Genomic DNA, 25,566 nt, shown 5'->3' on the forward strand with positions numbered 1-25,566 from the left:
TCATGTGAAAGCCCGATCCGACGAGTTGCAAGTCTTCGTCTGTGTCATCGAGTGCGGCTCGATTTCCGCCGCCGCCGAGCAGTTGGCCCAGACCCCTTCGGCGGTCAGCCGCAGCTTGTCGCGGCTGGAGGCCAAGCTCGACACCACGCTGATCAACCGCACCACGCGACGCATGGACCTGACCGAGGAAGGGCGCTACTTCTTCGAACAGGCCAAGCTGATCCTCGATCAGATGGACGAGCTCGAAGAGCGCCTGTCCTCGCGCCAGCGCAACCCGTCCGGGCGCCTGCGGATCAACGCTGCGTCGCCCTTCATGCTGCACGCCATCGTTCCCTATGTGGCCGAGTTCCGCAGCCTGTACCCGGATATCCAGCTGGAACTCAACAGCAACGACCTGATCATCGACCTGCTGGAGCAGAGCACCGATATCGCCATCCGCATCGGCGTGCTGGCGGACTCGACCCTGCATGCCCGCTCCCTGGGCTGCAGCCCGCTGCACATCCTCGCCAGCCCTGACTACCTGGCCCGCCACGGTACGCCGCAGAGCGTGGCCGAACTGGCCGGGCACACCCTGCTGGGCTTCACCCAGACCGAGACCCTCAACCACTGGCCGCTGCGCCATGTGCATGGCGACCGCTGGCAGATCCAGCCGGGCATCAGCGCCTCCAGTGGCGAGACCCTGCGCCACCTGGCGCTGGAAGGGCAGGGCATTGCCTGCCTGTCGCACTTCATGACCATCGACGACATTCGCGCCGGGCGCCTGCAACCGGTGCTGGCCTCGTTCAACAGCGGCTATCGCCAGCCAATCAACGCCGTGTACTACCGCAACTCGCAACTGGCCCTGCGCATCCAGTGCTTCCTGGATTTCATCCAGGGCAAGCTGGCCGATTACGCCAACCCCGAGTTCCAGGGCTGAAGGCTCCCCCATTCCCCGCCTATCCCCCGTAGGAGCCGGCTTGCCGGCGAAGGGGCCCCCGGGTTTTGCGCAACTCTTGAAACTGCATTCGCTGGCAAGCCAGCTCCTACGGTTATCCATGGCGGAGGCTTGGGACGTTCGTGCCACGATTGGCGATTGCTCAACCCCCCGTCTCGGGCCTAAGGTTCTTGCCGTTCAATAACAAGAAAAGGAAGGACCTATGCGCATTCTGTTGTTCAAGACCCTGGCCCTGACGGCCGCTATCGCCGCCAGCAGCTCGGCCTTCGCCGTGACCCTGGAAGGCGGCGCGGTGGCCGCGCCCAACCAGTACGGCGCCGATGTCGCGGCGCAGATCCTCAAGAAGGGCGGCAACGCGGTGGATGCCGCGGTGGCCACGGCCTTCGCCCTGGCCGTGACCTACCCCGAGGCCGGCAACATCGGTGGCGGCGGGTTCATGACGATGTACATCGACGGCAAACCCTACTTCCTCGACTACCGGGAAACCGCGCCCAAGGCCGCGACCCGGAACATGTACCTGAATGAAAAGGGCGAGGTGATCGAGAACCTGAGCCTGGTGGGCGCTCGCGCCGCCGGGGTGCCGGGTACGGTGATGGGCCTGTGGGAGGCGCACCAGAAGTTCGGCAAGCTGCCGTGGAGCGAGCTGATCACCCCGGCCGTGGGTTATGCGAAGAACGGCTTCAAGGTGGCCGACAAGCAGTACCAGTACCGCGAGGATGCGTTGAAGCTGTTCAACGGCACCACCAACTTCGGCGACTACTTCGGCAGCATGAAACCGGGCGAGACCTTCCGTCAGCCGGAACTGGCCGCGACCCTGGAGCGCATCGCCGACCAGGGCGCCAAGGAGTTCTACAGCGGCAAGACCGCCGACTTGCTGGTGGCGCAGATGCAGGCCGACAAGGGCCTGATCACCAAGCAGGACCTGCAGGACTACAAGGTCCAGTGGCGCCAGCCGCTGCAGGTGACCTTCCGTGGCAACACCCTGTACACCGCGCCGCCGCCCAGCTCTGGCGGGGTGGCCCTGGCGCAGCTGATCAGCATCAAGGAAGAGCGCGCGGCGGACTTCAAGGGTGTGGAGCTCAATTCGGCCAAGTACATTCACCTGCTGGCGGAAATCGAAAAGCGGGTGTTCGCCGACCGCGCCGACTACCTGGGCGACCCGGCGTTTTCCGATGTTCCGGTCAAGCAACTGACCGACCCGGCGTATCTGAAAAAACGCGCCGCCGAGGTCAACCCCAACGCCATCTCGGCTACCGAGAAAGTGCGCCCCGGGCTTGAGCCGCACCAGACCACCCACTTCTCCATCGTCGATGCCCAGGGCAACGCGGTGAGCAACACCTACACCCTGAACTGGGACTATGGCAGCGGCGTGGTGGTCAAGGGCGCGGGCTTTTTGCTCAACGACGAAATGGACGACTTCAGCGCCAAGCCGGGCGTGGCCAACGCCTTCGGCGTAGTGGGCGGCGACGCCAACGCCATCGCCCCGGGCAAGCGCATGCTGTCCTCCATGAGCCCGAGCCTGGTGACCCGCGATGGCAAGGTCACCCTGGTGCTGGGCACCCCCGGAGGTTCGCGGATCTTCACCTCGATCTTCCAGGTGCTGAACAACCTCTACGACTACCACCTGCCCCTGGAAAAGGCCGTGGCCGCGCAGCGCGTGCATCACCAGCTGCTGCCCAAGGACACGATCTACTACGACGCCTATGCGCCGCTCACCGGCAAGGTGGCCGACGAGCTCAAGGCCATGGGCTACACCCTGGAAGACCAGGGCTGGGAGATGGGCGATATCCAGGCCATCCGGGTCAATGGCACCGCGCTTGAAACCGCTTCCGACCCACGCGGCCGCGGTGTCGGCAAGGTCGTCAAATAACCGCTGAACCCCTGTAGGAGCTGGCCGGGCGGCGTTCCGCTTGCCGGCGAAAGGGCACGCAAGCCTGGCGCCAGGTCGAGCGGCCTCTTCGCTGGCAAGCCAGCTCCTACCTTCGTTGTGCAGGCGCCGACGGCCGGCTGGTCGGAGGCGGCTCAATTCCGTAACATTCCCCGCCTTCTTTCCGCACTTCCCAGGGCCGCGCCTGCCGGTCCGTCTATCAGGTCAATCATGAAAGCAAAACGTCTGCGTGCCGATGTCCTGGCCGGACTCACCACCTCCTTTGCCTTGCTGCCCGAATGCATCGCCTTCGCCCTGGTGGCCCACCTCAACCCGTTGATGGGCCTGTATGGCGCGTTCTTCATCTGCACCCTGACGGCGCTGTTCGGCGGGCGGCCGGGCATGGTCTCCGGCGCGGCCGGCTCCATGGCGGTGGTGATCGTCGCCCTGGTAGTGCAGCACGGTGTGCAGTACCTGTTGGCCACGGTGCTGCTGGGCGGGCTGGTGATGGTCGCCTTCGGCCTGCTGCGCCTGGGCAAGCTGGTACGCATGGTGCCGCACCCGGTGATGCTGGGCTTCGTCAACGGCCTGGCGATCGTCATCGCCCTGGCCCAGCTGGAACATTTCAAGAGCGGCGAACACTGGCTCAGCGGCCAGCCGCTGTACCTGATGGCCGGGCTGGTGGCATTGACCATGGCCATCGTCTACCTGCTGCCGCGCCTGACCCGGGCGGTGCCACCGGCCCTGGTGGCGATCCTCGGGGTCGGCGCGCTGGTGTACCTGCTGGGCCTGCCGACCCGCACCCTGGGGGACATGGCCCACATCGCCGGCGGCCTGCCGAGCCTGGCGCTGCCCCAGGTGCCGTGGAACCTGGAGACCCTGGGCATCATCGCGCCCTATGCGTTCCTGATGGCCATGGTCGGCCTGCTGGAAACCCTGCTGACCCTCAACCTCACCGACGAAATCACCGAAAGCCGCGGCTACCCGGACCGTGAATGCGTGGCCCTGGGCGCGGCCAATGTGGTCTCGGGAATGTTCGGCGGCATGGGTGGCTGCGCGATGATCGGCCAGACCGTGATCAACCTCAGCTCCGGTGGCCGCGGGCGTTTGTCGGGCGTGGTGGCGGGCGCTCTGATCCTGCTGTTCGTGCTGTTTCTCTCACCGCTGATCGAGCGCATCCCCCTGGCGGCGCTGGTGGGGGTGATGTTCGTGGTGTCGCAGCAGACCTTCGCCTGGGCGTCCCTGCGGGTGATCAACAAGGTGCCGCTCAACGATGTGCTGGTGATCCTCGCGGTGACCGTGATCACCGTGTTCACCGACCTGGCCATGGCGGTGTTCTGCGGCATCGTCATTGCCGCCCTCAACTTCGCCTGGCAGCAGGCCCGCGAGCTGTACGCCGACAGCCACCTGGAAGCCGACGGCAGCAAGCACTACCAACTGCACGGCACCCTGTTCTTCGCCTCCACCACGCCGTTTCTCAACCAGTTCGATCCGGCGGGCGATCCTCGGCACGTGACTGTCGACTGTCGCCACCTGAGTTTTGTCGACTACTCGGCCATCGCCGCGCTGAAAACCCTGCGCGAGCGTTATGCCAAGGCCGGCAAGCAGTTGCGGGTGCTGCACCTGTCCGAGCGCTGCAAGAAGCTGCTCAAGCGTGCCCGAGAGCATCACGACTGAGATCGGCCACCGCGGCAGTGGATGAAAATACCCACTGCCGATTTTCATAAGCCGGCCTTTCACTTAGCTGTTCGCGACAAAGCCTGCCTCTTTACGAAAATAAGTTTCACTCGGTTTGAAGTTTACTTCCTTAAGTGATTAATGAATTTCACAACCATTCGAAAGTGACGCTGTTTTCAAGGAGGACGCCATGGCTCCCGCTACGGGTTCTTGGCTGCTGGGCTACGCCGCAGTCGCCATCATTGCGCTGATCGTGTTGATCGCCCGCTACCGACTCAACCCCTTTATCGTCATCACCCTGGTGTCGGTGGGCCTGGCGCTGATGGCCGGCATGCCGCCTTCCGGAGTGGTGAGCGCCTACGAGGCCGGGGTTGGCAAGACCCTGGGGCATATCGCCCTGGTGGTGGCACTGGGCACCATGCTCGGCAAGCTGATGGCCGAATCCGGTGGTGCCGAGCAGGTGGCGCGCACCCTGATCGACCGCTTCGGCGAACGCAACGCCCACTGGGCCATGGTCTGCATCGCCTTCCTGGTGGGGCTGCCGCTGTTCTTCGAAGTGGGCTTCGTACTGCTGGTGCCAATTGCCTTTACCGTGGCGCGGCGGGTCGGGGTGTCGCTGCTGATGGTGGGCTTGCCGATGGTCGCCGGGCTCTCGGTGGTGCACGCCCTGGTGCCGCCGCACCCGGGAGCGATGCTGGCGGTGCAGGCCTATCAGGCGTCGGTGGGGCAGACCCTGGTGTATGCGCTGCTGATCGGTGTGCCCACGGCGATCATCGCCGGGCCGCTCTACGCGCGGTTCATCGTGCCGCACATCCACCTGCCGGCGCAGAACCCCCTGGAGCGCCAGTTCATCGCCCGCGAGCCGCGCCTGCGCCTGCCGAGTTTCCGCCTGACCTTGGCCACCATCCTGCTGCCGGTGGTGCTGATGCTTCTCGGCGGCTGGGCCAACCTGCTGGCCGAGCCCGGCACCGGCCTCAACCAGTTCCTGCTGTTTATCGGCAACTCGGTGATCGCCCTGCTGGTGGCCACCCTGGTGAGTTTCTGGACCCTGGGGCTGGCCCAGGGCATGAACCGCGAATCGATCCTCAAGTTCACCAACGAATGCCTGGCGCCCACCGCCAGCATCACCCTGCTGGTGGGGGCCGGCGGCGGCCTCAACCGCATTCTCATCGACTCCGGGGTGACCGAGCAGATCGTCGGCCTTGCCCATGAGTTCCAGCTCTCGCCGTTGTGGATGGGCTGGCTGTTCGCGGTGCTGATGCGGGTCGCCACCGGTTCGGCCACCGTGGCCCTGACCACCGCTTCCGGGGTGGTGGCGCCGGTGGCCGTCGGCCTGGGCTACCCGCACCCGGAACTGCTGGTGATCGCCACCGGCGCCGGCTCGGTGATTCTTTCCCACGTCAACGACGGCGGCTTCTGGCTGGTGAAGGAATACTTCAATATGACCGTCATCCAGACCTTCAAGACCTGGACCGTGCTGGAGACCCTGATCTCGGTGATCGCCTTCGGCCTGACCCTGGTCCTCGCGGAGTTTTTGTAGATGGACATCCTTTACCAGATCCGCTCGCGCCTGGATTTTCTCAGCGCCGGGGAAGGGCGGATCGCCCGGCTGATGCTCGACGATGTGGGCTTTGCCGCCTCTGCCAGCCTCGACGAACTGGCCCGCCGCGCTGAAGTCAGTGCCGCCACCCTGTCGCGCTTTGCCCGCAGCGTCGGCTGCCGCGACTTGCGCCAGTTGCGCCTGCAACTGGCCCAGGCCAGTGGGGTGGGCAGCCGTTTCCTGGACCCTGCCGGCACCCCGGAACAGTCCGGGTTCTACCGGCAGATCGTTGGCGATATCGAAGCTGCGCTGCACCAGCATCTGGCAGGTTTCGAGGAGGCCCAATTCGCCGATGCGGTGCGCCTGCTGGGGCGCGCGCGGATGATCCACGCCTTCGGCATGGGCGGCTGCTCGACCCTGTGCAGCAGCGAGTTGCAAGTGCGCCTGGTACGCCTGGGCTACCCCATTGCCGCCTGCCACGACCCGGTGATGATGCGTGTCACCGCCGCCGCCCTGGGGCCGCAGCACGCGGTGATCGCCTGTTCGCTGACCGGTATCACCCCCGAGCTGCTGGAGGCGGTGGCCCTGGCCCGTACCTACGGCGCCGGGATCCTGGCCATTACCTTGCCCGACTCGCCCCTGGCGCAATTGGCGGATGTGCTGCTGCCGCTGCACAGCGCCGAGACCTCGCTCATCTACAAACCCACCGCGGCCCGCTACGGCATGCTGTTGGCCATTGATGTGCTGGCCACCGAGCTGGCCCTGGCCCTGCCCGATGACAACCAGGAGCGCCTGCGACGGATCAAGCTGGCCCTGGACCATTACCGTGGCGGCGACGATTGCCTGCCCCTGGGAGACTGACATGCGCTACCACACGCTGATCCGCAACGCCCTGATCATCGACGGCAGCGACCGTCCCGGTTACCCCGCCGACCTGGCCATCCTCGACGGGCGCATCGCGCGCATCGGCGATCTGTCCGCGGCCAGCGCCGAGCAAGAGATCGACGCCGCCGGGCGGGTGCTGGCCCCGGGTTTCATCGATGTGCATACCCATGACGACACGGTGGTGATTCGCCAGCCGCAGATGTTGCCCAAGCTCAGCCAGGGGGTGACCACGGTGATCGTCGGCAACTGCGGGATCAGCGCCGCGCCGGTGACCCTCAAGGGCGAGCCGCCGGACCCGATGAACCTGCTGGGCGAGCGCTCGATGTTCGTCTACCCGCGTTTTCGTGACTACCGCGCGGCGGTGGATGCCGCGCGCCCGGCGATCAACGTGGCGGCGCTGGTGGGGCACACCGCGCTGCGCAGCAACCATCTGCCGGACCTGTTTCGCACGGCCACGGCCGATGAAATCAGCGCCATGCGCGGGCAACTGCGCGAAAGCCTGGAGGACGGCGCCCTCGGCCTGTCCAGCGGGCTGGCCTACGCCAGCGCGTTTTGCGCCGAGACCGATGAAGTGCTGCAACTGGCCCAGGAATTGACGGCGTTCGGCGCGGTGTACACCACCCATTTGCGCAGCGAGTTCGAGCCGGTGCTGGAGGCCATGGACGAAGCTTTTCTGATTGGTCGCGCGGCCCGGGCACCGGTGATCGTCTCGCACCTCAAGTGCGCCGGCGCCGGCAACTGGGGGCGCAGCCCGCAACTGCTGGCGGCCCTGGAAAACGCCGCCCGGGAACACCCGGTGGGCTGCGACTGCTATCCCTACGCCGCCAGTTCCTCGACCCTGGACCTTAAGCAGGTCACCGATGCCTACCGCATCACCATCACCTGGTCCACACCGCACCCCGAGCAGGGCGGTCGCGACTTGAGCGAGATCGCCGCCGACTGGGGCGTCAGCCTGCTGGCCGCCGCCGAGCGCCTGCAACCGGCGGGGGCGGTGTACTACGGCATGGATGAAAACGATGTGCGGCGCATCCTCGCCCATCCGCTGTCGATGATCGGCTCCGATGGCCTGCCGGAAGATCCTTTCCCCCATCCAAGGTTGTGGGGCGCCTTCCCCCGGGTACTGGGGCACTTCAGCCGCGACCTGGGCCTGTTCCCGCTGCACACTGCGGTGCACAAGATGACCGGGCTGTCCGCGGCGCGCTTCGGCCTGCACCAGCGTGGCGAGATCCGCGAAGGGCACTGGGCCGACCTGGTGCTGTTCGACCCGGCGCGGGTGCGCGACGTGGCGGATTTCAAGGAGCCGCAGCGCGCCGCGCAAGGCATCGATGGGGTCTGGGTCAATGGCGTGTGCAGTTTTGCCCAGGGCCGGGCCAACGGTGAACGCCAGGGGCGCTTCCTGCCCCGGGAAGGTGACCTGCGCCCAGGATTTGCATCCGCTGGCTGATTTGTTGACCTCCATCACAATGATGGCGCTGTGCTATTAAAGAATCCCCGAGCGGCGCCGAACTGCTGATAATCGCCGTCTGTATAGTCGGCTCATTTCAGTCAGGGAGTCGCGCAATGAGCTTTGGCAAAACCACCCCCATCCTGCGGATCTTCGATGAAGCCAAGGCCCGGGAGTTTTACCTCGATTTCCTGGGTTTCTCCCTGGATTGGGAACACCGCTTCGAAGCCGATTTTCCGCTGTACATGCAGGTCTCGCGGGGCGAGTGCGTGCTGCACCTTACCGAGCACCATGGCGACTGCTCGCCGGGTGCGGCCCTGCGGATCGAGACCGATGAACTGGAAACCTTCCAGCAGCAGTTGCTGGCCAAGCAGTACCGCTTCTCCCATCCGCAGATCCAGGCCATGCCCTGGGGCAGTCAGGACATGACCATCAGCGACCCGTTCGGCAATCGCCTGGTGTTCACCAACGCCATCAGCGTGTAACGGGTTTCAGGCCTTGCCGGAGCTCTGCGCGCTCAGGCGGAACTGCCCCGGGGTCAGCCCGGTGCGGGTCTTGAAACTGCGGTGGAACGAGCGCGGTTCGGTGAACCCCAGGCAATCGGAGATGCCCTGGATCGACAGCTCGCTGTGGCGCAGATAGTGCTCGGCCAGCTCCTGGCGCAGGTCGTCGAGAATCTGCTGGTATGAAGTGCCAGCCTGTTGCAGTTGGCGCTGCAGGGTGCGTACCGACAGGTGCAGGTGCTGCGCCACCTGCTCCTTGCGCGGCAGGCCGTCCTTGAGCAACTGGCGCAGCACGTTGTGCACCTGCAAGGCCAGGGGCGCATCGCCCAGGGAAGCCATCATCGCCTGGGCATGTTCTTCCAGGGTCTTGAGCAGGCGCGCGTCGGCCTGGCGCAGGGGCATCTGCAGGTACTCCAGCGGCGCCACCAGCGCCGAGCAGGGTTGCTGGAACAGCACCGGGCAGCCGAACAACGCCTCGTACTGCGCCGCCTCGACGGGTTCCGGCAGGGCGTGTTCGAACCACACCGCGCTGGGCGACAACTGCGAATCGGCGATCCAGCGCGCATACAACAGCCAGGACGCCAGGACGTTTTCCACCAGGTGCCGGCGGATGTCCGGGCGCTGATGGCGGCAACTCCAGATCAGCCGCACCTGGTTGCCAGCGACTTCGGCGCGGCTGGTGCCCATGTCCCCCACCAGTTTTTCGAACGGCATGATGCGGCCCATGGCTTCGCCGAGGGTCGCGCAGTTCATGGTGATGTAGCCCAGCACATTCCACGAGCTGGGTTTGACGAAGCGCGCCGAATTGAGCCCGAACAGCGGATCGCCCGAGTGCTGGCAGAAGTAGTCCAGCAGCCGCTCATGCACCTCCATCGGCAGGCGCAGGCTGGTGTCGTTCAACTGCGCGGCGCTAAGCCCGGCCGCCGCCAGCGCCGGCTCGGTGGCAATACCCAATTGCTCCGCATAGAGCAGGTATTTCAGCAGGGGCGGGACCGAAGTAAAACCGAGGCTGGGCATGAACGGGTTCCTGGTGACTAATCCCTAGGACAGCAGGACGAAGACCGGGAAAGGTAAGGGCAAACCCTGATGGGTGTAAATGCTCGGGTCCGGGGATTGGCGCCTTTCGCCGGCAAGCCAGCTCCTACGGAGGGTGTAGGAGCCGGCTTGCCGGCGAAGGGGCCGCGGCGAATCAGACGCGGAAGTGGCTGACCATCATCTGCAACTGGCCGCCCAGGCGCGCCAGTTCAACGCTTGCGGCTGCGGTTTCATCGCTGGCGGCGGCGGTCTGTTCGGAGACGTCGCGCACGTTGATGATGCTGCGGCTGATCTCTTCGGCCACGGCGCTCTGTTGCTCGGCAGCGGCGGCGATCTGCTGGTTCATCGACTGGATGTTGGACACGGTGCGGGTGATGCTTTCCAGCGAGGCGCCGGCCTTGCGGGTCAGTTCGACGCTGCTGTCGGTCAGGCTGCGGCTGTTGTTCATCACGGTAGCCACTTGCTGGGTGCCGTTCTGCAGGCCGGCCACCAGTTCCTCGATCTCTTCGGTGGACTTCTGGGTGCGCTGGGCCAGGGCCCGCACTTCGTCGGCGACCACGGCGAAACCACGCCCGGCTTCACCAGCGCGGGCGGCTTCGATGGCGGCGTTGAGCGCCAGCAGGTTGGTCTGTTCGGCCACGGCCTTGATCACGTCCATGACGCTGCCGATCTTGTCGCTTTCCTGTTGCAGCACGGTCATGGCGTCGGTGGAGCGCACCACTTCACTGGCCAGGCGCTCGATCTGCTCGATGGCCTGGGCCACCACCTTGTCGCCCTGGCGGGCTTCGCCGTCGGCGGCGGCCGCGGCCTGGGAGGCTTCTTCGGCATTGCGCGCGACTTCCTGCACGGTGGCGGTCATCTCGTGCATGGCGGTGGCCACCTGGTCGGTCTCGACTTTCTGGCTGTTGACCCCGGCGCTGGTTTCTTCGGTCACCGCGGACAGTTCTTCGGCGGCGCTGGCGATCTGGGTCACGCCGTCGCGGATGCCGCTGATCAGCTCGCGCAGGGTCACGCCCATGCGCACGATGCCTTGTTGCAGCACGCCCAGTTCGTCGCGGCGGGTGACCCGCAGGTTCTCGGTCAGGTCGCCGGAGGCGATGCGCTCGACCACGGCCAGGGTTTCCTGCAGCGGGCGGGTGATCTGCCGGGTGATGATCACGGCGGCCAGTACACCGACCAGCAGCGCCAGCAGGGTGCTGATCAGCTGCAGGCTGCGGGCCTGAGCGCTCTCGATGTCGCGGCGGTCCAACTGGATCTGGTACAGGGCGTCACTGCGGCTGACGATGTCGGCGCCCTGGTCGGTCATTTCCTTGCGCGCCTCTACGGCGTTGGTGAAGGCGACCTTGAAGGCCTGCAGCGAGCTGCGGTAGCCGCTCAGGGCGGTTTCGAGCTGTTGCAGGGCATCGCGCTGGGTGCTGCTGAAATGGGACTTGAGCTGATCCATTTCGGCAATCGCAGCGTTGAGCTGGGTGACGGCTTTCTGTTCGGTGTCCGGGTTGTTGGTGGTGACGTAGCCGCGCACTTCATAGCGCGCCAGCTGGAAGGCTTCCTTGGCCTGGGTGATGGCCTGGAACTGCGTAAAGCGCTCGTCGCTCAGGGGCAACTGCTTGACCCAGGAGTTGATCCCGTTGATCAGGTCATTGGCGCGTTCGGCGTTCTGGTTCATCGCCAGTCGTGCGGCGTCGCCGCTGCGGTAGGCGTTGCGCATCTTGTTCAGCGAATCCTGATAGGCACTGATGGTCGCGCCCAGGCCTTGCAGGAGCTTGATGTTTTCCGGGCTCTGGAACGAGGCCAGGAGTTTTTTCTGCTGGGCGCTGAAATCGTCCAGGGTGTTCTGCACGCCTTGGGCGGCGGTTTCGTCGCCGTTGGCCAGCATGTACTGCAGGCGGGTGACCCGCAGCTTGGTCAGGCCGCTGTTGAGCTGAGTGATGTCGCTCATCCAGTTGCTGCGGTCGATCAGGCTGCCCAGGCTGGTCCAGCCGGTCAGTGCAAGGACGGTGGTCAGGGCCAGGACCAGGCCGAAACCCAGGCCCAGCTTAAGGTTGACGCTGATGTTGGCAAACCAACTACTCATTGAATTCCTCCAGGAACGTAGCTCTTCTTGATCTTGAGTTGGCTGGAAGATTGTTGTTGTTGGTGACCAGCAAGGTGTTTTGTAGGGGGTGTATCGGCGGGATGTGCCATAGCTGAAACGATTTCGTCGGCATTGTCCCAAGACAATGTTTTAGGCGATGGACGGCTATTTTGCGGGATGTGCCGCCGGTCCGTTGAGCTTTTTTTCACATTGATTTCACTCGGGCCCCACGCCCGGCGCCCTAGAGTCTGGGCGGTCGATGCCATAGGCATCGGCCAGCGTTCAATTGTCATCAGGCTTTCGTAGCCTTGCTGTGCGCTGCTCAAGACATAGGAACATTCTCGTAAGGGCGGCTGGGAATTGACTACAAGACTGGTGTTGCCGGCGAGCAAGCGGCCCTTCCTGGGGCGCGTCCTGGTCCGTTACAAGAGCCTGCTGGCGCTGCTGCTGGGCGCCTGCCTGGTGATTCCCCTGGGGCTGTTCCTGCTCCGGCCGGCCTCGGTGCCCGACCTGAGCCACGGCAACGGGGCCGGGCTCCAGGCCCTGACGGCCGCCTGGGACAAGGGCGAAATGATTGTGCTGGTGCGCCACATGGAGCGCTGCGACCGCTCCAATGCCGCGTGCCTGGGCCCGGCCGATGGCATTACCGACCGGGCCCGAGAGGTGGCGGTGGGGCTCGGCGCGCAGTTCGAGCACCTGGGCCTGGAGCGTACCGATATCTACAACAGCCCGTTGACGCGTACCGCGCAGACCGCGAGCTACATGTTCAGCAAGGTCAGCAGTGGCGATGGCTGGCTGTTCAACTGCAAGAACTCCATGTTGCGCGATGTCATGGCGCACAAGGTCGCCGGGCGCAACCTGGTGCTGGTGACCCACAGCGAATGCATGGCGCAGATGGAACAGGACCTGAAACGGGCGACCCCGACCCTGGGGTACGGCGCTTCCCTGTTCGTCTCCACCGATACCCTCAATGGCGCGCCGAAGATGCTCGGCCTGATCGAGGCCAGTGACTGGCGCTCGGTGAACCTCAAGCCCTGACCGCAGGCGGCCGCTCCGTGTGGCTGGCCTTCAGGGGCATAGGAAGCGGCTCAAGGTGCCAGCAGGTCCGGCTCGGCCGGTGGTGTGCCAGCCGCTGGCGGGGTGGCTGCCGGGCCGTCGTTGATGCGCTGCGGGCTGATCAGGTTGGTGAACTCCTCGATCAGGCGCTGGATCGCTTCCGGCGGCTGGCAGTCGCGAAACTCCATGCTGATCTGTACCTCGTCCGGGTCGCGTTCCTGGCCATCACGCTTGCCGCTGCCGAAGGTGACGAAAAACTTCTCGCTCTGCAGCTCGCCGTTCTCCAGGTCGTGGCTGGCCTTCTGCAGCTCGGTGGCCTGCATGCGCACCGACAGGTCGACAGTCATCTTGTGCAGGGCCAGGCCCTTGGGCGAGACCAGGGCAATCAGCGGCACATTGATGATGTGGTCTTCGTTGAGCGCCACCTCGACCATCTTGGCCTTCATCGGCGTGCCCAGGTCGTCGACGTTGTAGTCGAAGAACTGGTCGAACAACTTGATGTACTGCTGGGCGATCAGGTTGTGGGTGGCGGCTGCAGCCTGATGCATGCCGCGGGTGATATGGCTCAGGTCGCTGGCGGACATGGGCTCCTTGCTGCGAGAAAAAAACGCCATGGATCACGCTCCTTGTTCGGTGGCTGAAGTGCCCCGCCATGAAGGCGGGGCGGGTTACTGGGGCGAAGGCGCGGTGTGGATCAACCGCCGGTGCCGGTTTTCTTCTCGTCCGCGGCATCGGGCATTTTCAGCGCGTTGGCGGTGGGCAGCTTGTCGGTGTCGGTCGGTTGAGTGCTAGGCAGCCGCACAGGCTTGGTGGCTGCGTCGGTGAGGAAGTCGATGACCCGCATCAGGGCTTCCGGTGGGTCCTGGCGGACGATCTTGGTGCTGATGGCGTAGCGGGCACGGGTGTCGGTCTTGCGGGTCTGGGTCGATTTGTGGCTCGCCGCGCCCTTGACCGAAACGCTGAACGGGCCCCAGCCCATCTTCGCCTCGAAACTGCCGGAGGCTTCGGTGCTGCTGGTGTCCTCGGCCATCTGGCTGATGGTCAGCTCGAACTCGATGGAGCCTTCCTCGATGGTGATGTTGGGGTGACTGATGGCCGCCAGCAACGGGATGCGCATCGACTTCTTCACGGTGCCCTTGTACACCCCCTGCTCATCCACCAGGGTTTCGTCATAGTCGAACTGCACCGAAACCGCCTGGCCGTTCTGAATGCACACGCCCATCAGGAAGTCCGCATAGGCTTTGCTCGCGGCGACCTGCGCCTGAATCATCGCCATCAGTGGACCGGTGATCATCTTGTCCAGGGGCAGGGCGGCGATCACGCCGCCAATCAGGCCCTTATCGATATCTGCCATGGTCTAGCTCCTTGTTCTTTGTTGCGCGAAATGCGCCCTTGCAGGTTAAGAAAGCCGTGAAGGCCGATTCAGCAGGAATCGATTACCGGTGAGTGTTGGCATCCAGGCGGCGGATGTTGCCGATCTGCCGCAGGCTCAGGCCGTACTTGTCCGCCAGCACACTGCGGGAAATACCGCCCAGGCTTTCCAGTTGAATGTGCTGGTTGCGGATCTGCCGGCAGAAGTGGTCGGCCTTGGGGATCTCCAGGGCCAGGCCGGCGAAACGCTCGATCAGCGCGTTGAGGGCGTCGGGCGGCAGGATCAAAGCCAGGGAGGTACGTTCGGCGTGCTTGGGGATGTACTTGGGGCGGCCGCCGTATTCACGGGTCAGGCGGTAGGCATTTTCCAGTCCGATGCAGTCGATGAGGGCCTGGAGCGAGTGAGGGAGCTGGCGAACATCGATGAGTACGAGGTCTTTCACGTCCATTTGGTACCTCCTTGGAATTATGGATAAGGCTGGTTTGATCCTAAGGAGGTGTCTCGTCCTCTGTTCAGTGGGAAATTTCCCCCCTATTAAGGGGAACTATTACATTCTGATGTTGTATCGGTCGCTGGTGGTGCACTGGATTTTCCTAAACTGGATGAGGAAAAATCCATGTCACGCTACGCGATTGATTTCAGTTTTATCGCCGCTCTGGAAGGAGCTGCCATTACCCGCGGTTATGTGCCCGATCCGGACAAGAGCAAGAGTGGCGTCACGGTGGGCACAGGCTTCGATCTGGGGCAACGGAACGTAGAGGACCTGCAGGCGCTCAATCTGCCGGCGGACCTGATCCGGCGACTGACCCCCTACCTGGGGCTGAAGGGGCTCAAGGCCAAGGCGTTTCTCGACGGCCAGCCCTTGAACATCAGCAGTGACGAGGCGCTTTTGGTGGACGAGGCATTCAAGGCGCCCTTCGTCGATCTTCTGGCAGCGAACTACACCCAGGCCAGCGGAGTGGACTTTGCCCAACTGCCGGCACCGATGCAGACCGTTATCGCCTCGGTGGCCTTTCAGTACGGCAACCTGGCCAGTCGCACACCGAACTTCTGGGCCCAGGTGGTGGCCCGCGACTGGAAGAGTGCCCTGGCCAACCTGCGCAACTTTGGCGACAGCTACGGCACTCGCCGGCGCAAGGAGGCTGATCTGCTGGGCTCGCAGCTAACCTCGTAAGTGCTCGCCGCCCAGGCTCAAGGCCTGGGCGGCTTGCCGGTTTCAACGGCAGGGGTAGGTTTGCAGCAGGCTGGCGTTGCCCATGTGGCTGGTGTCGTCGGGTTGTGTGCCGCTGGGCAGCGAGCGCCAGTCCACCAACAGGCACATGGCCTTGAGGGAAATGCCCTTGGCCTGGCCGATGGGGTTGGAAAACTCATAGCGGTACAGCGCCTGGGTGGTGTTCTGCGGGGTTACGCTGCTGGCATTGATCAAGGTGCTGCGAGCCATGTCCGGCAGTTTGTCCTGGGTGATGGTGAAGCGCGGTTGTTCACCCTGTTGGGTGAACGCGCCCTGGTCCCGAGAGCGTTTCCACAGCTGCTGCCACTGGCTGTTGCCGGCGGCGGTGCTCAGGGTGGCGGCGTAGGCCTTGAGGGTGGCGGGTGGGAGATTGGTGGTTTCCAGGGCTTGGGCAGCGCTGGCCAACAGGCTCAGGCCGAGGATCAGTGAACGCAGAATCAACATGGGAATATCTCCTTTTCCAGGCCGCAAGGGCCTGACACGAACATAGGGAAGATCCCGGCAACGAGGGTATCGCCGGGGGCAAGGCTCAGCGGGCGTCGAGGTAGTCCCGACGCAGGCCTTCCTTGCTGCTCTTGGCGATCAGTTCCTTGGCCACGGTGTTCTCGATGGCGTTGTCGTTGATGTTTTCCACCCCAAGGATGTTTTGCGCCGCCAGTTGCTGGCGCAACCCGGCCTTCTGGGCAACGGCCCGGCTCAGGGTGCTACTGATAACGGTGATGCTCATGTCTGACTCCTTTTCGGGGAAAGCCCGTCGTTGGGCAGGAGTCATGGTTTCAAGGGCGGCGGGCGGGTATCAGCGGGAAAGGGTTCAAGGGGCATGGGCGGCAGGGATGGGCAAACGGCACCTGATTCAGGTGCCGTTTTTTTTGCGTTCAGCCGGCCGGAGCCAGGTTGACGAAGTAGTAGGCCTGGCGGCCCACCATGAGGGTCTGCTGGATCTGCAGCGGCGGCTTGGGCGCCTCGGCGCCACCCAGTACCGCCATGTGCTGCGGTGACTCGCGCAAGAAGGCCAGCAGTTGCGCCTCGTTCTGCAGGTCCTTGAGCAGGCTCTGGGTGTAGAACACGCTGGCGCCGGCGATGCGCTCGTTGGCCTGGTACAGCGCCAGCTGGTGCCCGCTACCCAGCAACGCCATGATCCGGTCGGTCACTGGAACGAACGACAGTTCGCGGTCGGCCCTGGGCGCGGCCCATTGGGCGTTGACCAGATAGCCGCCGATCACCAGGGCCATGAGCGCTATCAGCCACCCCCTGCGCTGGCGCCCCACGGTACTCCAGAAACCCGTGCCCGGGGCCCGCTTGGCCAGGCGCTGGTAGAGCACTGCGCCATATTCCGCCGCCAGCACCGCCGCGGCCGGGGTCAGGGACATCAGGTACACCGTGCGCTTGCTCGAAGCCAGGCACAGCAAGGCGAACTGCGCCAGCAGCCAGAGGCTGAAAAACAGCAGGTAGCGGTTCTGCACCAGGGTTTTACGGAAATGCCACAGGCCCAGGTAAACCAGGATGTTCCACGGCAGGAAGGCCTGGGGCAGCTTGGCCAGGTAGTAGTAGAAGGGCTCGTAGTGTCCGGCCTCCTCGAAGGAGCCGTCGAAGCGCCCGACGCTGTTGGTCCACAGCACTTCCCCCAGGGCCTGCAGGCCGCCGCGCTGGTAGAGCATGTACAGCCAGATCATCAGCGGCACCAGCCCCAGCAGGGTCAGCAGGCCCGGGCGCAGCCAGTGGCTGAAGGTGAAGCGCTTGTCGATCAGGCTGTCGGCCAGCAGGTAGGCGAAGATCACCACCCCGGGCATGGCCAGGCCGAGCACGCCCTTGCTCAGGGTGGCGATGGCGATCCCGCCGGCGAACGCCAGCCAGGAGAGCAGCGCCGGCTGCTGCGCGGCCTGGCGTCGATGGGCCTGGAAAAACGCCAGCAGGGCCAGGGTTACCCCGAGGCTGAGCAGGGCATCTTCGCCCACGCCGCGCACGTTGCTCCAGTAACTGGCCATGGTCGCCAGCATCAGCCCGGCCATGGCCGCCAGGGCTGCCGGCCGGCCAAAGCGGCGCAGCATGGCGTACAGCAGCATCACGCTGAACAGCCCGGCGAAGGCCGAGGCCAGGCGCACCGCCAGGGGCGTGCCGCCGAAGGCGCGGATGGCCCCGGCATCGAGCCACAGGCTCAGCGGCGGTTTTTCCAGGAATGGCGTGCCGAACAGGCGCGGCGTGACCCAGTCATCGTCCAGGTGCATTTCCATGGCGATCCCGGCCACCCGGGCTTCGGTGGAACCTTGCAACTGGTGGTTGCCCAGGGCGAAGAAGAACAGCAGGCAGGCCAGCAGAAACAGTAGCGGAGCGGGTCGTGACATGAGTTGTGCGCCGGCAGGTCGAGGGGCGCAGCCGGAAGGCCGCGGGCAAGCCCGAAAGTATACGTAGGCAAGTCTTAACGAATTGTGAACAAGTAGGGGTAAAACGTGCGGATGTTCTCCGGCTGTGCGCGGGTTAGCCCATGGCCTGCTGGTAGGCGGCCACGGCTTGCGGGAACAGCTGTTCGTAGAGGGGGTAGGCGATGCCCAGCACGGTGATCTCGATGGCATCGGCGCCACATTCGGCGGAGTAGTCCTGAATGCTCACGCCCAGGGCCGGCACGGGTTGGTCGAGGTGGTGTACTACTAGGTGCAGCCCGCTCTGGCTCGCTCCTGCCAGTGCACGAACCTGCTGCTGGAGGCCGGCATAGGCCGGGGCGGCGATGAATTGGCCGAAGGCCACACCCATGGGCGGGTCGGCCGACTCCAGGGCCGACCAACCGAGCAGGGTCGAGCCCTGGTAGACCTTGAACCTTGCTGGAGCATCCGGGTGGGTGGGCATGGGAGGGCTCTGGTGAGGGATCAGGTGAGGGCGCTTTCCTGCTGTTGCCGGCTGATGCGCCCGCGGCCCCAGGCCGACAGCGCCTCGATTACCGGCTGCAGCGATTGCCCCTCGTCGGTCAGGCGGTATTCCACCCGCGGCGGCACCTCGGCGTACACCGTGCGCGCCACCAGGCCGGCGGCTTCCAGGTCCCGCAACTGCTTGGTCAAAAGACGTTGGGAGATCCCCGGCAGGCGCCGTTGCAGTTCGTTGAAGCGCAGGAACTCGTTGGCCAGCAACTGGTGCAGGACCACGCCTTTCCAGCGGCCGTCGATCAGGTCCAGGGTGACCTCCACCGGGCAGCCTGGAATGTCCTGATAGTGTTTGTGTTTCATTGCCTGACGACCCTTTTGCGTAGCTGGTACGCAAAAGTACCCTACTTGTGCGGGCAGGGCATGAGGGATTTAAGTGTGCGCTTTCAACCGCCAAGGAAGCTCTGCAATGAAGGCCATCGCCTACCTCAAAGGCTCGCACCTGTCTGACCCCCACGCGTTCTGCGAGGTGCAACTGGACCCGCCGCCACTGGAACCTCATGACCTGCTGGTGGCGGTCGAGGCAGTGTCGGTCAACCCCCTGGATACCAAGGTCCGCGCCGGCCAGGTGGCGGTGCCCGACGAGGTGCGGACCCTGGGCTGGGACGCCAGTGGCGTGGTCCGCGCGGTGGGTAGCGCGGTGACCCTGTTCGCCCCTGGGGACGCGGTGTTCTATGCCGGCACCTTCACCCGCGATGGCGCCAATGCCGAGCTGCACCGGGTGGACGAGCGCCTGGTGGGGCACAAGCCGGCCAGCCTGTCCTTCGCCCAGGCGGCCGCCATGCCGCTGACCTCGCTGACCGCCTGGCAATTGCTCTTCGAGCGCCTGGGCCGGGTGCCCGGTGACCTCGCTGAACAGGGCACGCTGCTGATTGTCGGCGGTGCCGGTGGCGTTGGCTCGGTGCTGATCCAGCTGGCGCGCCGGCTGACCGCAATGACCGTCATCGCCACGGCTTCGCGGCCGGACAGCCGCCAGTGGTGCCTGGACCTGGGGGCCCATCAGGTGCTGGACCATTCCCGTTCGCTGGTGGAGCAACTGGCGGCCCTGGACCTGCCGCCCGTGACCCATATTGCCGCCCTGACCCATACCCAGCGGCACTATGCCGAGCTGGCCCGGATCATCGTGCCCCATGGCCATATCGCGCTGATCGACGATCACGACTTCTTCGATGCGGTGCCACTCAAGGCCAAGAGCGTATCCCTGCACTGGGAGATGGTGTTCACCCGCGCCCTGTTTAAGACCCCGGACATGATCGAGCAGCACCACATCCTCAACCGGCTGGCGCAGTTGCTGGACCAGGGATTGATCCGCTGCACCCTGAATGAAGTCTTCAGCCCGTTCAACGCCGACAGCCTGCGCCGGGCCCATGAGCGCGTGGAGCAGGGCGGCCTGCCGGGCAAGGTGGTAGTGGCCCGCGACGCCCAGCCCATCGCCTCCTTGTAGGCGCTGGCTGGGTGGGCGCTGATTGGGTGCTGGCTTGCCAGCGAAGGCGGCACCACCTCTGGCGCAGGGCCGCAGGGCCTCTGCGCCGGCGAGCCGGCTCCTATGGAAGTGGAGTGTCGGGGAGGGCTGATCGGCGCAGGTGGCGCCCGCTGCGCCACCAGAAGATGCCGCCGAGGAAGGCCCCAGAACAGCCGAACAGCGGTGCCACCGGCAGGTAGCGCGCCAGCCCTTCGGGCTCGGGTTCTTCATCCGGCGAGTCGGTGTAGAAGCTCGACGGGGCCAGGCTCATCACCAGCGGAATGGTCGGCATCGCCGCCAGTGCACCGCAGAACAGATAGATCAGCACATTGCGCCAGGCAAAGCGCTGGGCCAGCCAGAAGAACAGCACACAGGGCAGGACCGTGAAAATGCCGATCAGCACACCGCTCAACACCAGGGTCAGCAGGCCCACGAACAGCGTCTGGAGAATGATGTCCGTGTTCAACGAGCCGGCACCGGCCAGCATCCCCAGCATCATCAGCACGGCCACGAGCGTGGCCAGGGCCGTGACGCCGATGAAGTAGGCGGCGAACCAGTCTTCAGGCTGCACGGTACGAAGGGTTGGCGTTTTTGCGGGCATGGGAAATATCGCTTCTTGAGGTGAGTGACAAGGCCGGGGCCGTGGGAGCTTTCTTTGCCGGCATGCCGGCTCCTGCAGGAATTAGTCAGCGCAGATGACGCCCGCTGAGCCACCAGGACATCGCTCCCAGAAAGGCCCCGCAAGCGCCGAACAAGTGTGCCAACGGCGCATAGCGCTCAAGGATGTTGACGCCGTGCGGGAGGTTGAAAAAGCCGGGAGACAGGCCCACCACCATGGGAATGGCGGGCAGCGCCGCCAGGGCTCCACCCAACAGGTAGATCCACAGATGGCGCCAGGTGAAACGCTGGGCCAGCCAGAAGAACAGGATGCAGGGCAGGGCGGCGACGGCGCCTATCACCGCCACGCTCACCAGCAGTGCCACCACGCTGAAAGACAGGACATCGAGCAGATTGCTCCACGGGTCCCGGCTGCTGAACTGCACGACCAGGTTGACCAGCAATGTCAGGACCAGGGCCAGCGTCGCGACGCTGATGAAATAGGTGGCAACCCAATCAGAGGGCTCAACGGTGCGAAGGGATGTGGACGGCTGGGGCATGGTGGCAGTGGCTTCAGGCTGAGAATGACCGGAGCAAGGCTATCGGCAGCGAGCCTGTCTGTTTGTGGAGTTTGCGTGGTTTTTTCGCGGTCGACGCGCTCTGGTGGATGACGCCGGGGCAGAAAATCCCTTATACAGGCAGCGGCCCGTCGGTCGTGCACGGGCCCGGTTTGTACCCCCACCCAGAAGGAGATGGACATGTTCAAGTTCCTGGATATTACCGAGTTGCCTCGTACCCCTGCGCATCGAGATACAGGCTCCGTCAGCGGAGCGATCAATGCCTGGGAGCTGAAAAATCGGGCTCTCAATACGAAGGGGTTTGTTACATGTCCAAAGAATTACTCGGAGTTTCTGCTGTAGGGCTGATGGTGCTGGGCGAGTTCTGTGCCATCTACAGTGAAGTGGTGGTGGCGCGGCTGGCCCATTCCGGCAACACCTCCGGTGCCGAACTGGCGTTGCCAGTGCTGATCATGTGCCTGGGCGGTATCTGCCTGCTGGCGGCCTACTGGCTGGGCTATGTGGCGGTTGGCGACATCTGGATCATCACCGTGGTCTCGGTAACGTCGCTGCTGCTCCTGGAGCCGCTGGTGATCTGGGCGCTGTTCCAGCAGGCGCCCGGCCGCGGTGCCTTGATCGGCTTCTGCCTCGGTGCGCTGGGGATGTTGTCCGCCGTGTTCCTCTAGCACGGCCTCGCTCCGGCTCGGGTCCTTCAGGCCCGGGCCCGGGCAAAATAGCGGCTGGGCGTCTCGCCCAATACCTTGCGAAACACACCGCTGAACGCACTCGGGCTGCTGTAGCCCAGGTCGCTGGCGACCCGGGTCACGGCTTCGCCCTGGCCCAGGCGCACCACGGCAGCCAGCAGGCAGGCCTGCTGGCGCCACTCGACGAAGCTGATGCCGGTGTGCTGGCGGAACAGCCGGGTGAAGGTGCGGCGGCTCATGCCGGCGCGCTCGGCCATTTCATCGATCCCCAACTCCAACGAAGGTTGCTCCAGCGCCTCGCGGCAGGCCCTGGCCAGCCGTGGCTCGCGGGGAAGCGGAGCATTGAGGGCAAGGGCCGGCATGGTCGCGACTTCATGCAGCAGCAGGTTCATCACCTGGCCCTGCACGCTGCCCACGGCGTAGCGCGGGGGAATGGCCGTGGCCCGCAGCAGCAACTGGCGCAGCAGCTCGGACACCTCCCGCACCTGGCATTGCTCCGGCAGGCCCAGGCGCTTGGCTGCCCGGGGCCGTATATAGGTGTTGAGCATGGTCACCGGCCCGCTCATGTGCATGGCGTGGGGCACGCCGGCCGGCACCCAGATGGCCCGCTGCGGCGGCACCACCCAGTTGCCCTGGTCGCTGAAGACGCTGATCACCCCCGTAGCCGCATAGGCGAACTGCCCGCGCCGGTGCTGGTGCTCGGCGAAGTACAGGCCGTCGGGGTAGTCGATGGCGGTGACCACCACATCCCGCGGGGTATTTTCGTAAGGGTCGATATCGATGGGTTGCATGGCCCGAATCTACTGATAATTGACCTGATACTGCAAGCGGGCCATGGCGCGCGGGGGCGATAGTTCGGCCCCGGCCGGGGAATGACCTGCGGCCGCCTGTCCTGGACCGCGCGACATGCAGAAAAAACACCTGTTCCTGGCCCTGTTGGTGACGGCCTTGTGGGGCCTGAACTTTCCCATCACCAAACTGGGCCTGGCCAGTATCGATCCGTTGCTGCTTACCGCCCTGCGTTTCACCCTGGCGGCGCTGCCCTGGGTGTTCCTGGTGCCGCGTCCGCCGGTGGCATTCGCCTGGCTGGCGGCCTACGGGCTGATTTTCGGCGTCGCCATGTGGGCGCTGATCAACCTGGGGATCGATCACGGCGTGGCGCCGGGCACGGCTGCACTGTTGATCCAGTTCAGTGCCTTTTTCTCCCTGGGCTGGGGCGTGCTGCTGTTCGGCGAGCGCCTGCGCCTGCAACAGGTGCTGGCCACGGCCATTGCCCTGTGGGGGCTGCTGCGGATCATTGGCGACAGCCCCGGGCATGCCACCAGCCTGGGTTATGCCCTGCTGCTGGTGAGTGCATTCAGCTGGAGCGTGGGCAACGTCATCATCAAGCGCTGCGGGGTGCGCGAGGTGTTCGCTTTCGTGGTCTGGGCGAGCCTGTTTGCGCCATTGCCGCTGCTGGCATTGACCTGGATAAGCCATGGTGCGGCGCCGTTTCTGCAACTGGCCGGGCAAGTGTCCGCCGGCGCGGCCTTGTCGCTGATGTTTCAGGTCTATGCTGCAACGCACTTTTGTTACTGGGGCTGGAACCTGTTGCTGCGCGAGTATCCGGTCTCCCGGGTGGCGCCCTTGTCGCTGCTGATCCCGGTGTTCGGCATGGCCGGTTCGGTGTTGATCCTGGGGCAGCGGCTCGGGGCCGAGGAGGGCATTTCCATGGGCCTGATCCTGCTGGCGCTGGCGGTGGGGCAGTTCGACTGGCGCCGGTTTTTCACCCTGGGTCGCCGTTCCCTGTAGCCGCTGCCGCAGGCTGCGAACGCTCTGGGGGCACTGTCGCAGGAAGCGCAGGGACCCTGAGGCCGCCAGAGGTTTGCCAGGAGATCGCCAGGCAAGGCCCTGCGGGCCTTTTCGCAGCCTCGCGGGCTCGGCAGCGGCTACAGTCGGTGACAGTCGGCTGTGCGGAGCGGGTTTTTTATCCTTGTTCAGGCACCGTTCAGGGGCTGCGCGAGCAACATGTCCAGCCTTATGCCTCGCTTTGGGTGCGGCGCTTTCTGGTGGGGCGAAGATGGTTCGAGAAACGCGTTTGAGTATTGAGGCCTGGGGTATTTACCTGGTGGCCCTGCTGCTGTTCACCTTTGGCATCTGGGACCAGCAGCCCCAGGGTTTCGACGGCCGTTGGGCGCTGTTCCTGCAGGAAATGTTCCGCCACGGCGCCAGCCTGTTCCCCACCACCTACGGCCAGCCATACCCGGACTACCCGGGCACTGCGACCTTCTTCAGCTACCTGTTCGCCCAGGCTTTCGGCGCCCCCAACCACCTGGCCAATATCCTGCCCACCGCGCTGGCCTCTGCCGGGGTGCTGGCGCTGCTGTATCGCTTGCTGGCGCCTTCGGGGCGCACTTGGGCACTGCTCGCGGTGCTGCTCACGGCGCTGACCAGCCAGCTGTTGGACAAGTCACGCTCGGTGTGCCTGGACCAGATGGTTTCCCTGCTGTGCCTGGGCACCTTCTACCTGCTGCACAGCGGCGAGCAACTGGGCTCCCGGCTGCGGTTGTGGGCGGTGCTGCCGCTGCTGGTGCTGGCCTTTGCCATTCGCGGGCCCCTGGGGCTGGTGGAAGTCTGCGGGGTGGCCTGCACCTACTGGCTGCTGGGGGACAGCCGCACCCGCGAGGCGCGGCTGACGCTGATCAAACGGGTGCTCGCCTATGGCGTCAGTGGCCTCCTGTTGCTGGCCGGCTGCTGGTGGCTGCTGATGCAACTGGCCTATCTCGCTGGTGGCGAAGATTTCGTCCGTCAGGTCTACAACATGCAGGTGGTCGGGCGCCTGGATGAAAGCGGCGAGCCGTTCTACTTCTACTTCCAGCTGGCGCTGTACCGCTACTTCCCGGTGGTGCCCCTGGCCCTGGCGACGCTCTGGGTATTGCGCCGGCAATGGTCGCAGCGCCATGTGAACCCGCAGCTGCGCCTGGTACTTCGGCTGGGGGCCTGTGGCCTGATGATCCTGCTGGGCCTGTCGGTGCCGCACTTCAAGCGCGCCTATTACATCCTGCCCATGGTGCCGATGTTCGCTGCGGTGGCGGCCTACGGCCTGCTCACGGCCCGGGGCTGGCTGGGCAAGGTGCGCAGCGGCTACCTGTGGCTGGTGGGTTTGTTGCCGGGGTTGTGCATCCTGGTGCTGTTCGTCCTGCGCCACAGCTGGCACAAGCACGGTTACTGGCCGCCGGTGTCCATGCCGTTGCTGATCGCGATCTTCGTCGTGTTGCAGCTGCTGGCGCTGTATGGCTGGCGCAAGACTCTGGGCAGTTTCGGGCGGCGTCTGGTGCTGCTCAGCGGCTTGGCCCTGGCGGCGCAATGGACGCTGCTGGTGGCGGTGGTGGACCCGGCCAAGGACCTGCAGTTCGACACTAAGGCCTTCGTTTCCCAGGTGGAGCAGTTGCGCCAGGCCAGCCCCGGGCCGCTGGTGTTCTTCAACCTGGGCCAGGACACCTGGGCGGTGCGCTACATGATGAACCTGGACCACGACGAACAGCCGCTGTTCGTCAGCGGCGACGACCCCGGGCACCTGGACTCGCTGCCCCATGACTCCTGGGTGATCATCGCGCGCAAGGACCGGGGGCTGCTGGATAACACCTCCCTGGAGAATCAGTTGCCGGTGTTCGAGGGGCGGCTCAACGACAACCCCTGCCTGGTGTTCCAGTTGCAATAAGTGCTTGGCAGGGCCT

The 25,566-nt window shown here is 64.9% G+C and carries 27 protein-coding genes and 1 pseudogene; 13 read left to right on the forward strand and 15 right to left on the reverse strand.

Features of this window, described 5'->3' with window-relative positions:
* The first annotated feature begins 4 nt into the window (after positions 1-4).
* From AC1RMG_RS06855 to AC1RMG_RS06885, 7 genes are all read left to right on the forward strand, one after another.
* Positions 5-916: a LysR family transcriptional regulator gene (locus AC1RMG_RS06855; RefSeq protein WP_011059134.1), complete on the forward strand. Its 912-nt coding sequence runs from the start codon at positions 5-7 to the stop codon at positions 914-916.
* 220 nt (positions 917-1,136) lie between these two features.
* Positions 1,137-2,804: a gamma-glutamyltransferase gene (gene ggt, locus AC1RMG_RS06860; RefSeq protein ID WP_011059135.1), complete on the forward strand. Its 1,668-nt coding sequence runs from the start codon at positions 1,137-1,139 to the stop codon at positions 2,802-2,804.
* 228 nt (positions 2,805-3,032) lie between these two features.
* Positions 3,033-4,478 (forward strand): SulP family inorganic anion transporter, encoded by a 1,446-nt coding sequence (locus AC1RMG_RS06865; RefSeq protein ID WP_011059136.1) that lies wholly within the window; start codon positions 3,033-3,035, stop codon positions 4,476-4,478.
* Positions 4,479-4,668: 190 nt separating this feature from the next.
* Positions 4,669-6,018, forward strand: coding sequence for a GntT/GntP/DsdX family permease (locus AC1RMG_RS06870; RefSeq protein WP_011059137.1), 1,350 nt, complete (start codon positions 4,669-4,671; stop codon positions 6,016-6,018).
* Positions 6,019-6,879, forward strand: coding sequence for a MurR/RpiR family transcriptional regulator (locus AC1RMG_RS06875; protein ID WP_053156278.1), 861 nt, complete (start codon positions 6,019-6,021; stop codon positions 6,877-6,879).
* Between the two features lies 1 nt (position 6,880).
* Positions 6,881-8,347: an N-acyl-D-amino-acid deacylase family protein gene (locus AC1RMG_RS06880; protein WP_258611453.1), complete on the forward strand. Its 1,467-nt coding sequence runs from the start codon at positions 6,881-6,883 to the stop codon at positions 8,345-8,347.
* Between the two features lie 116 nt (positions 8,348-8,463).
* Positions 8,464-8,832 carry a glyoxalase superfamily protein gene (locus tag AC1RMG_RS06885; protein WP_011059140.1) on the forward strand — a complete coding sequence of 123 codons (369 nt, stop codon included), beginning with the start codon at positions 8,464-8,466 and terminating at the stop codon, positions 8,830-8,832.
* Between the two features lie 6 nt (positions 8,833-8,838).
* Here AC1RMG_RS06885 and gliR read toward each other — a convergent pair whose 3' ends face one another.
* The 4 genes and pseudogenes from gliR to AC1RMG_RS06905 all read right to left on the reverse strand — a co-directional run bounded on the left by gliR (position 8,839) and on the right by AC1RMG_RS06905 (position 12,285).
* Positions 8,839-9,867, reverse strand: coding sequence for an AraC family transcriptional regulator GliR (gene gliR / locus AC1RMG_RS06890; RefSeq protein WP_053156284.1), 1,029 nt, complete (start codon positions 9,865-9,867; stop codon positions 8,839-8,841).
* A 172-nt stretch (positions 9,868-10,039) separates the two neighbouring features.
* Positions 10,040-10,903: a methyl-accepting chemotaxis protein gene (locus tag AC1RMG_RS06895; RefSeq protein WP_370059467.1), complete on the reverse strand. Its 864-nt coding sequence runs from the start codon at positions 10,901-10,903 to the stop codon at positions 10,040-10,042.
* A pseudogene (locus tag AC1RMG_RS06900) lies at positions 10,898-11,959 on the reverse strand (methyl-accepting chemotaxis protein); the annotation flags it as partial. The gene AC1RMG_RS06895 and the pseudogene AC1RMG_RS06900, both read right to left, overlap by 6 nt.
* Positions 11,956-12,285 (reverse strand): hypothetical protein, encoded by a 330-nt coding sequence (locus AC1RMG_RS06905; protein WP_146043145.1) that lies wholly within the window; start codon positions 12,283-12,285, stop codon positions 11,956-11,958. The pseudogene AC1RMG_RS06900 and the gene AC1RMG_RS06905, both read right to left, overlap by 4 nt.
* Positions 12,286-12,319: 34 nt before the next feature.
* Here AC1RMG_RS06905 and pmrG point away from each other — a divergent pair, with 34 nt between their 5' ends.
* Positions 12,320-12,997 (forward strand): lipopolysaccharide core heptose(II)-phosphate phosphatase PmrG, encoded by a 678-nt coding sequence (gene pmrG / locus AC1RMG_RS06910; RefSeq protein WP_493168811.1) that lies wholly within the window; start codon positions 12,320-12,322, stop codon positions 12,995-12,997.
* 50 nt (positions 12,998-13,047) lie between these two features.
* Here pmrG and AC1RMG_RS06915 read toward each other — a convergent pair whose 3' ends face one another.
* The 3 genes from AC1RMG_RS06915 to AC1RMG_RS06925 form a co-directional block, all read right to left on the reverse strand.
* On the reverse strand, positions 13,048-13,629 hold the full coding sequence (locus AC1RMG_RS06915; RefSeq protein WP_053148965.1) for a DUF2589 domain-containing protein: 582 nt from the start codon (positions 13,627-13,629) through the stop codon (positions 13,048-13,050).
* 80 nt (positions 13,630-13,709) lie between these two features.
* Positions 13,710-14,369 carry a DUF2589 domain-containing protein gene (locus AC1RMG_RS06920; protein WP_011059145.1) on the reverse strand — a complete coding sequence of 220 codons (660 nt, stop codon included), beginning with the start codon at positions 14,367-14,369 and terminating at the stop codon, positions 13,710-13,712.
* Positions 14,370-14,451: 82 nt separating this feature from the next.
* Positions 14,452-14,835 (reverse strand): hypothetical protein, encoded by a 384-nt coding sequence (locus tag AC1RMG_RS06925; RefSeq protein WP_011059146.1) that lies wholly within the window; start codon positions 14,833-14,835, stop codon positions 14,452-14,454.
* 168 nt (positions 14,836-15,003) lie between these two features.
* Between AC1RMG_RS06925 and AC1RMG_RS06930 the strand changes: the two genes are divergently transcribed.
* On the forward strand, positions 15,004-15,561 hold the full coding sequence (locus AC1RMG_RS06930; RefSeq protein WP_011059147.1) for a pesticin C-terminus-like muramidase: 558 nt from the start codon (positions 15,004-15,006) through the stop codon (positions 15,559-15,561).
* Between the two features lie 42 nt (positions 15,562-15,603).
* Here AC1RMG_RS06930 and AC1RMG_RS06935 read toward each other — a convergent pair whose 3' ends face one another.
* From AC1RMG_RS06935 to AC1RMG_RS06955, 5 genes are all read right to left on the reverse strand, one after another.
* Positions 15,604-16,062: a hypothetical protein gene (locus tag AC1RMG_RS06935; protein ID WP_493168813.1), complete on the reverse strand. Its 459-nt coding sequence runs from the start codon at positions 16,060-16,062 to the stop codon at positions 15,604-15,606.
* An 85-nt stretch (positions 16,063-16,147) separates the two neighbouring features.
* Positions 16,148-16,345, reverse strand: a complete 198-nt coding sequence (locus AC1RMG_RS06940; RefSeq protein ID WP_053148968.1) for a hypothetical protein — start codon at positions 16,343-16,345, stop codon at positions 16,148-16,150.
* A gap of 148 nt (positions 16,346-16,493) precedes the next feature.
* The gene (locus tag AC1RMG_RS06945; RefSeq protein WP_493168816.1) at positions 16,494-17,960 is read right to left on the reverse strand and encodes an ArnT family glycosyltransferase; all 1,467 of its coding nucleotides are present in this window, start codon (positions 17,958-17,960) and stop codon (positions 16,494-16,496) included.
* Positions 17,961-18,093: 133 nt separating this feature from the next.
* Positions 18,094-18,459 (reverse strand): hypothetical protein, encoded by a 366-nt coding sequence (locus AC1RMG_RS06950; RefSeq protein WP_169893843.1) that lies wholly within the window; start codon positions 18,457-18,459, stop codon positions 18,094-18,096.
* Positions 18,460-18,479: 20 nt separating this feature from the next.
* A complete protein-coding gene (locus AC1RMG_RS06955) occupies positions 18,480-18,833 on the reverse strand; it encodes a winged helix-turn-helix transcriptional regulator (protein ID WP_015634075.1) in 354 nt (117 codons plus the stop codon).
* Positions 18,834-18,939: 106 nt separating this feature from the next.
* Between AC1RMG_RS06955 and AC1RMG_RS06960 the strand changes: the two genes are divergently transcribed.
* Positions 18,940-19,974, forward strand: a complete 1,035-nt coding sequence (locus AC1RMG_RS06960; protein ID WP_370058611.1) for a zinc-binding alcohol dehydrogenase family protein — start codon at positions 18,940-18,942, stop codon at positions 19,972-19,974.
* A 100-nt stretch (positions 19,975-20,074) separates the two neighbouring features.
* Here the strand turns inward: AC1RMG_RS06960 and AC1RMG_RS06965 are convergent, their stop codons facing one another.
* Both AC1RMG_RS06965 and AC1RMG_RS06970 read right to left on the reverse strand, forming a co-directional pair.
* Positions 20,075-20,593, reverse strand: a complete 519-nt coding sequence (locus tag AC1RMG_RS06965; RefSeq protein ID WP_212805919.1) for a hypothetical protein — start codon at positions 20,591-20,593, stop codon at positions 20,075-20,077.
* Between the two features lie 85 nt (positions 20,594-20,678).
* Positions 20,679-21,149, reverse strand: a complete 471-nt coding sequence (locus AC1RMG_RS06970) for a hypothetical protein (RefSeq protein WP_015634078.1) — start codon at positions 21,147-21,149, stop codon at positions 20,679-20,681.
* A 365-nt stretch (positions 21,150-21,514) separates the two neighbouring features.
* On the opposite strand from AC1RMG_RS06970, the gene AC1RMG_RS06975 reads away from it, so the two are divergent.
* On the forward strand, positions 21,515-21,832 hold the full coding sequence (locus AC1RMG_RS06975) for a hypothetical protein (protein WP_011059155.1): 318 nt from the start codon (positions 21,515-21,517) through the stop codon (positions 21,830-21,832).
* 26 nt (positions 21,833-21,858) lie between these two features.
* Here AC1RMG_RS06975 and AC1RMG_RS06980 read toward each other — a convergent pair whose 3' ends face one another.
* Positions 21,859-22,641, reverse strand: a complete 783-nt coding sequence (locus tag AC1RMG_RS06980; protein ID WP_015634080.1) for an AraC family transcriptional regulator — start codon at positions 22,639-22,641, stop codon at positions 21,859-21,861.
* A gap of 115 nt (positions 22,642-22,756) precedes the next feature.
* Here AC1RMG_RS06980 and AC1RMG_RS06985 point away from each other — a divergent pair, with 115 nt between their 5' ends.
* Positions 22,757-23,641, forward strand: a complete 885-nt coding sequence (locus tag AC1RMG_RS06985; protein ID WP_123473946.1) for an EamA family transporter — start codon at positions 22,757-22,759, stop codon at positions 23,639-23,641.
* Between the two features lie 268 nt (positions 23,642-23,909).
* A complete protein-coding gene (locus AC1RMG_RS06990) occupies positions 23,910-25,550 on the forward strand; it encodes an ArnT family glycosyltransferase (RefSeq protein WP_493168819.1) in 1,641 nt (546 codons plus the stop codon).
* Positions 25,551-25,566: the final 16 nt, after the last annotated feature.

It is taken from the genome of Pseudomonas sp. GW822-FHT04H02 (assembly GCF_058800645.1).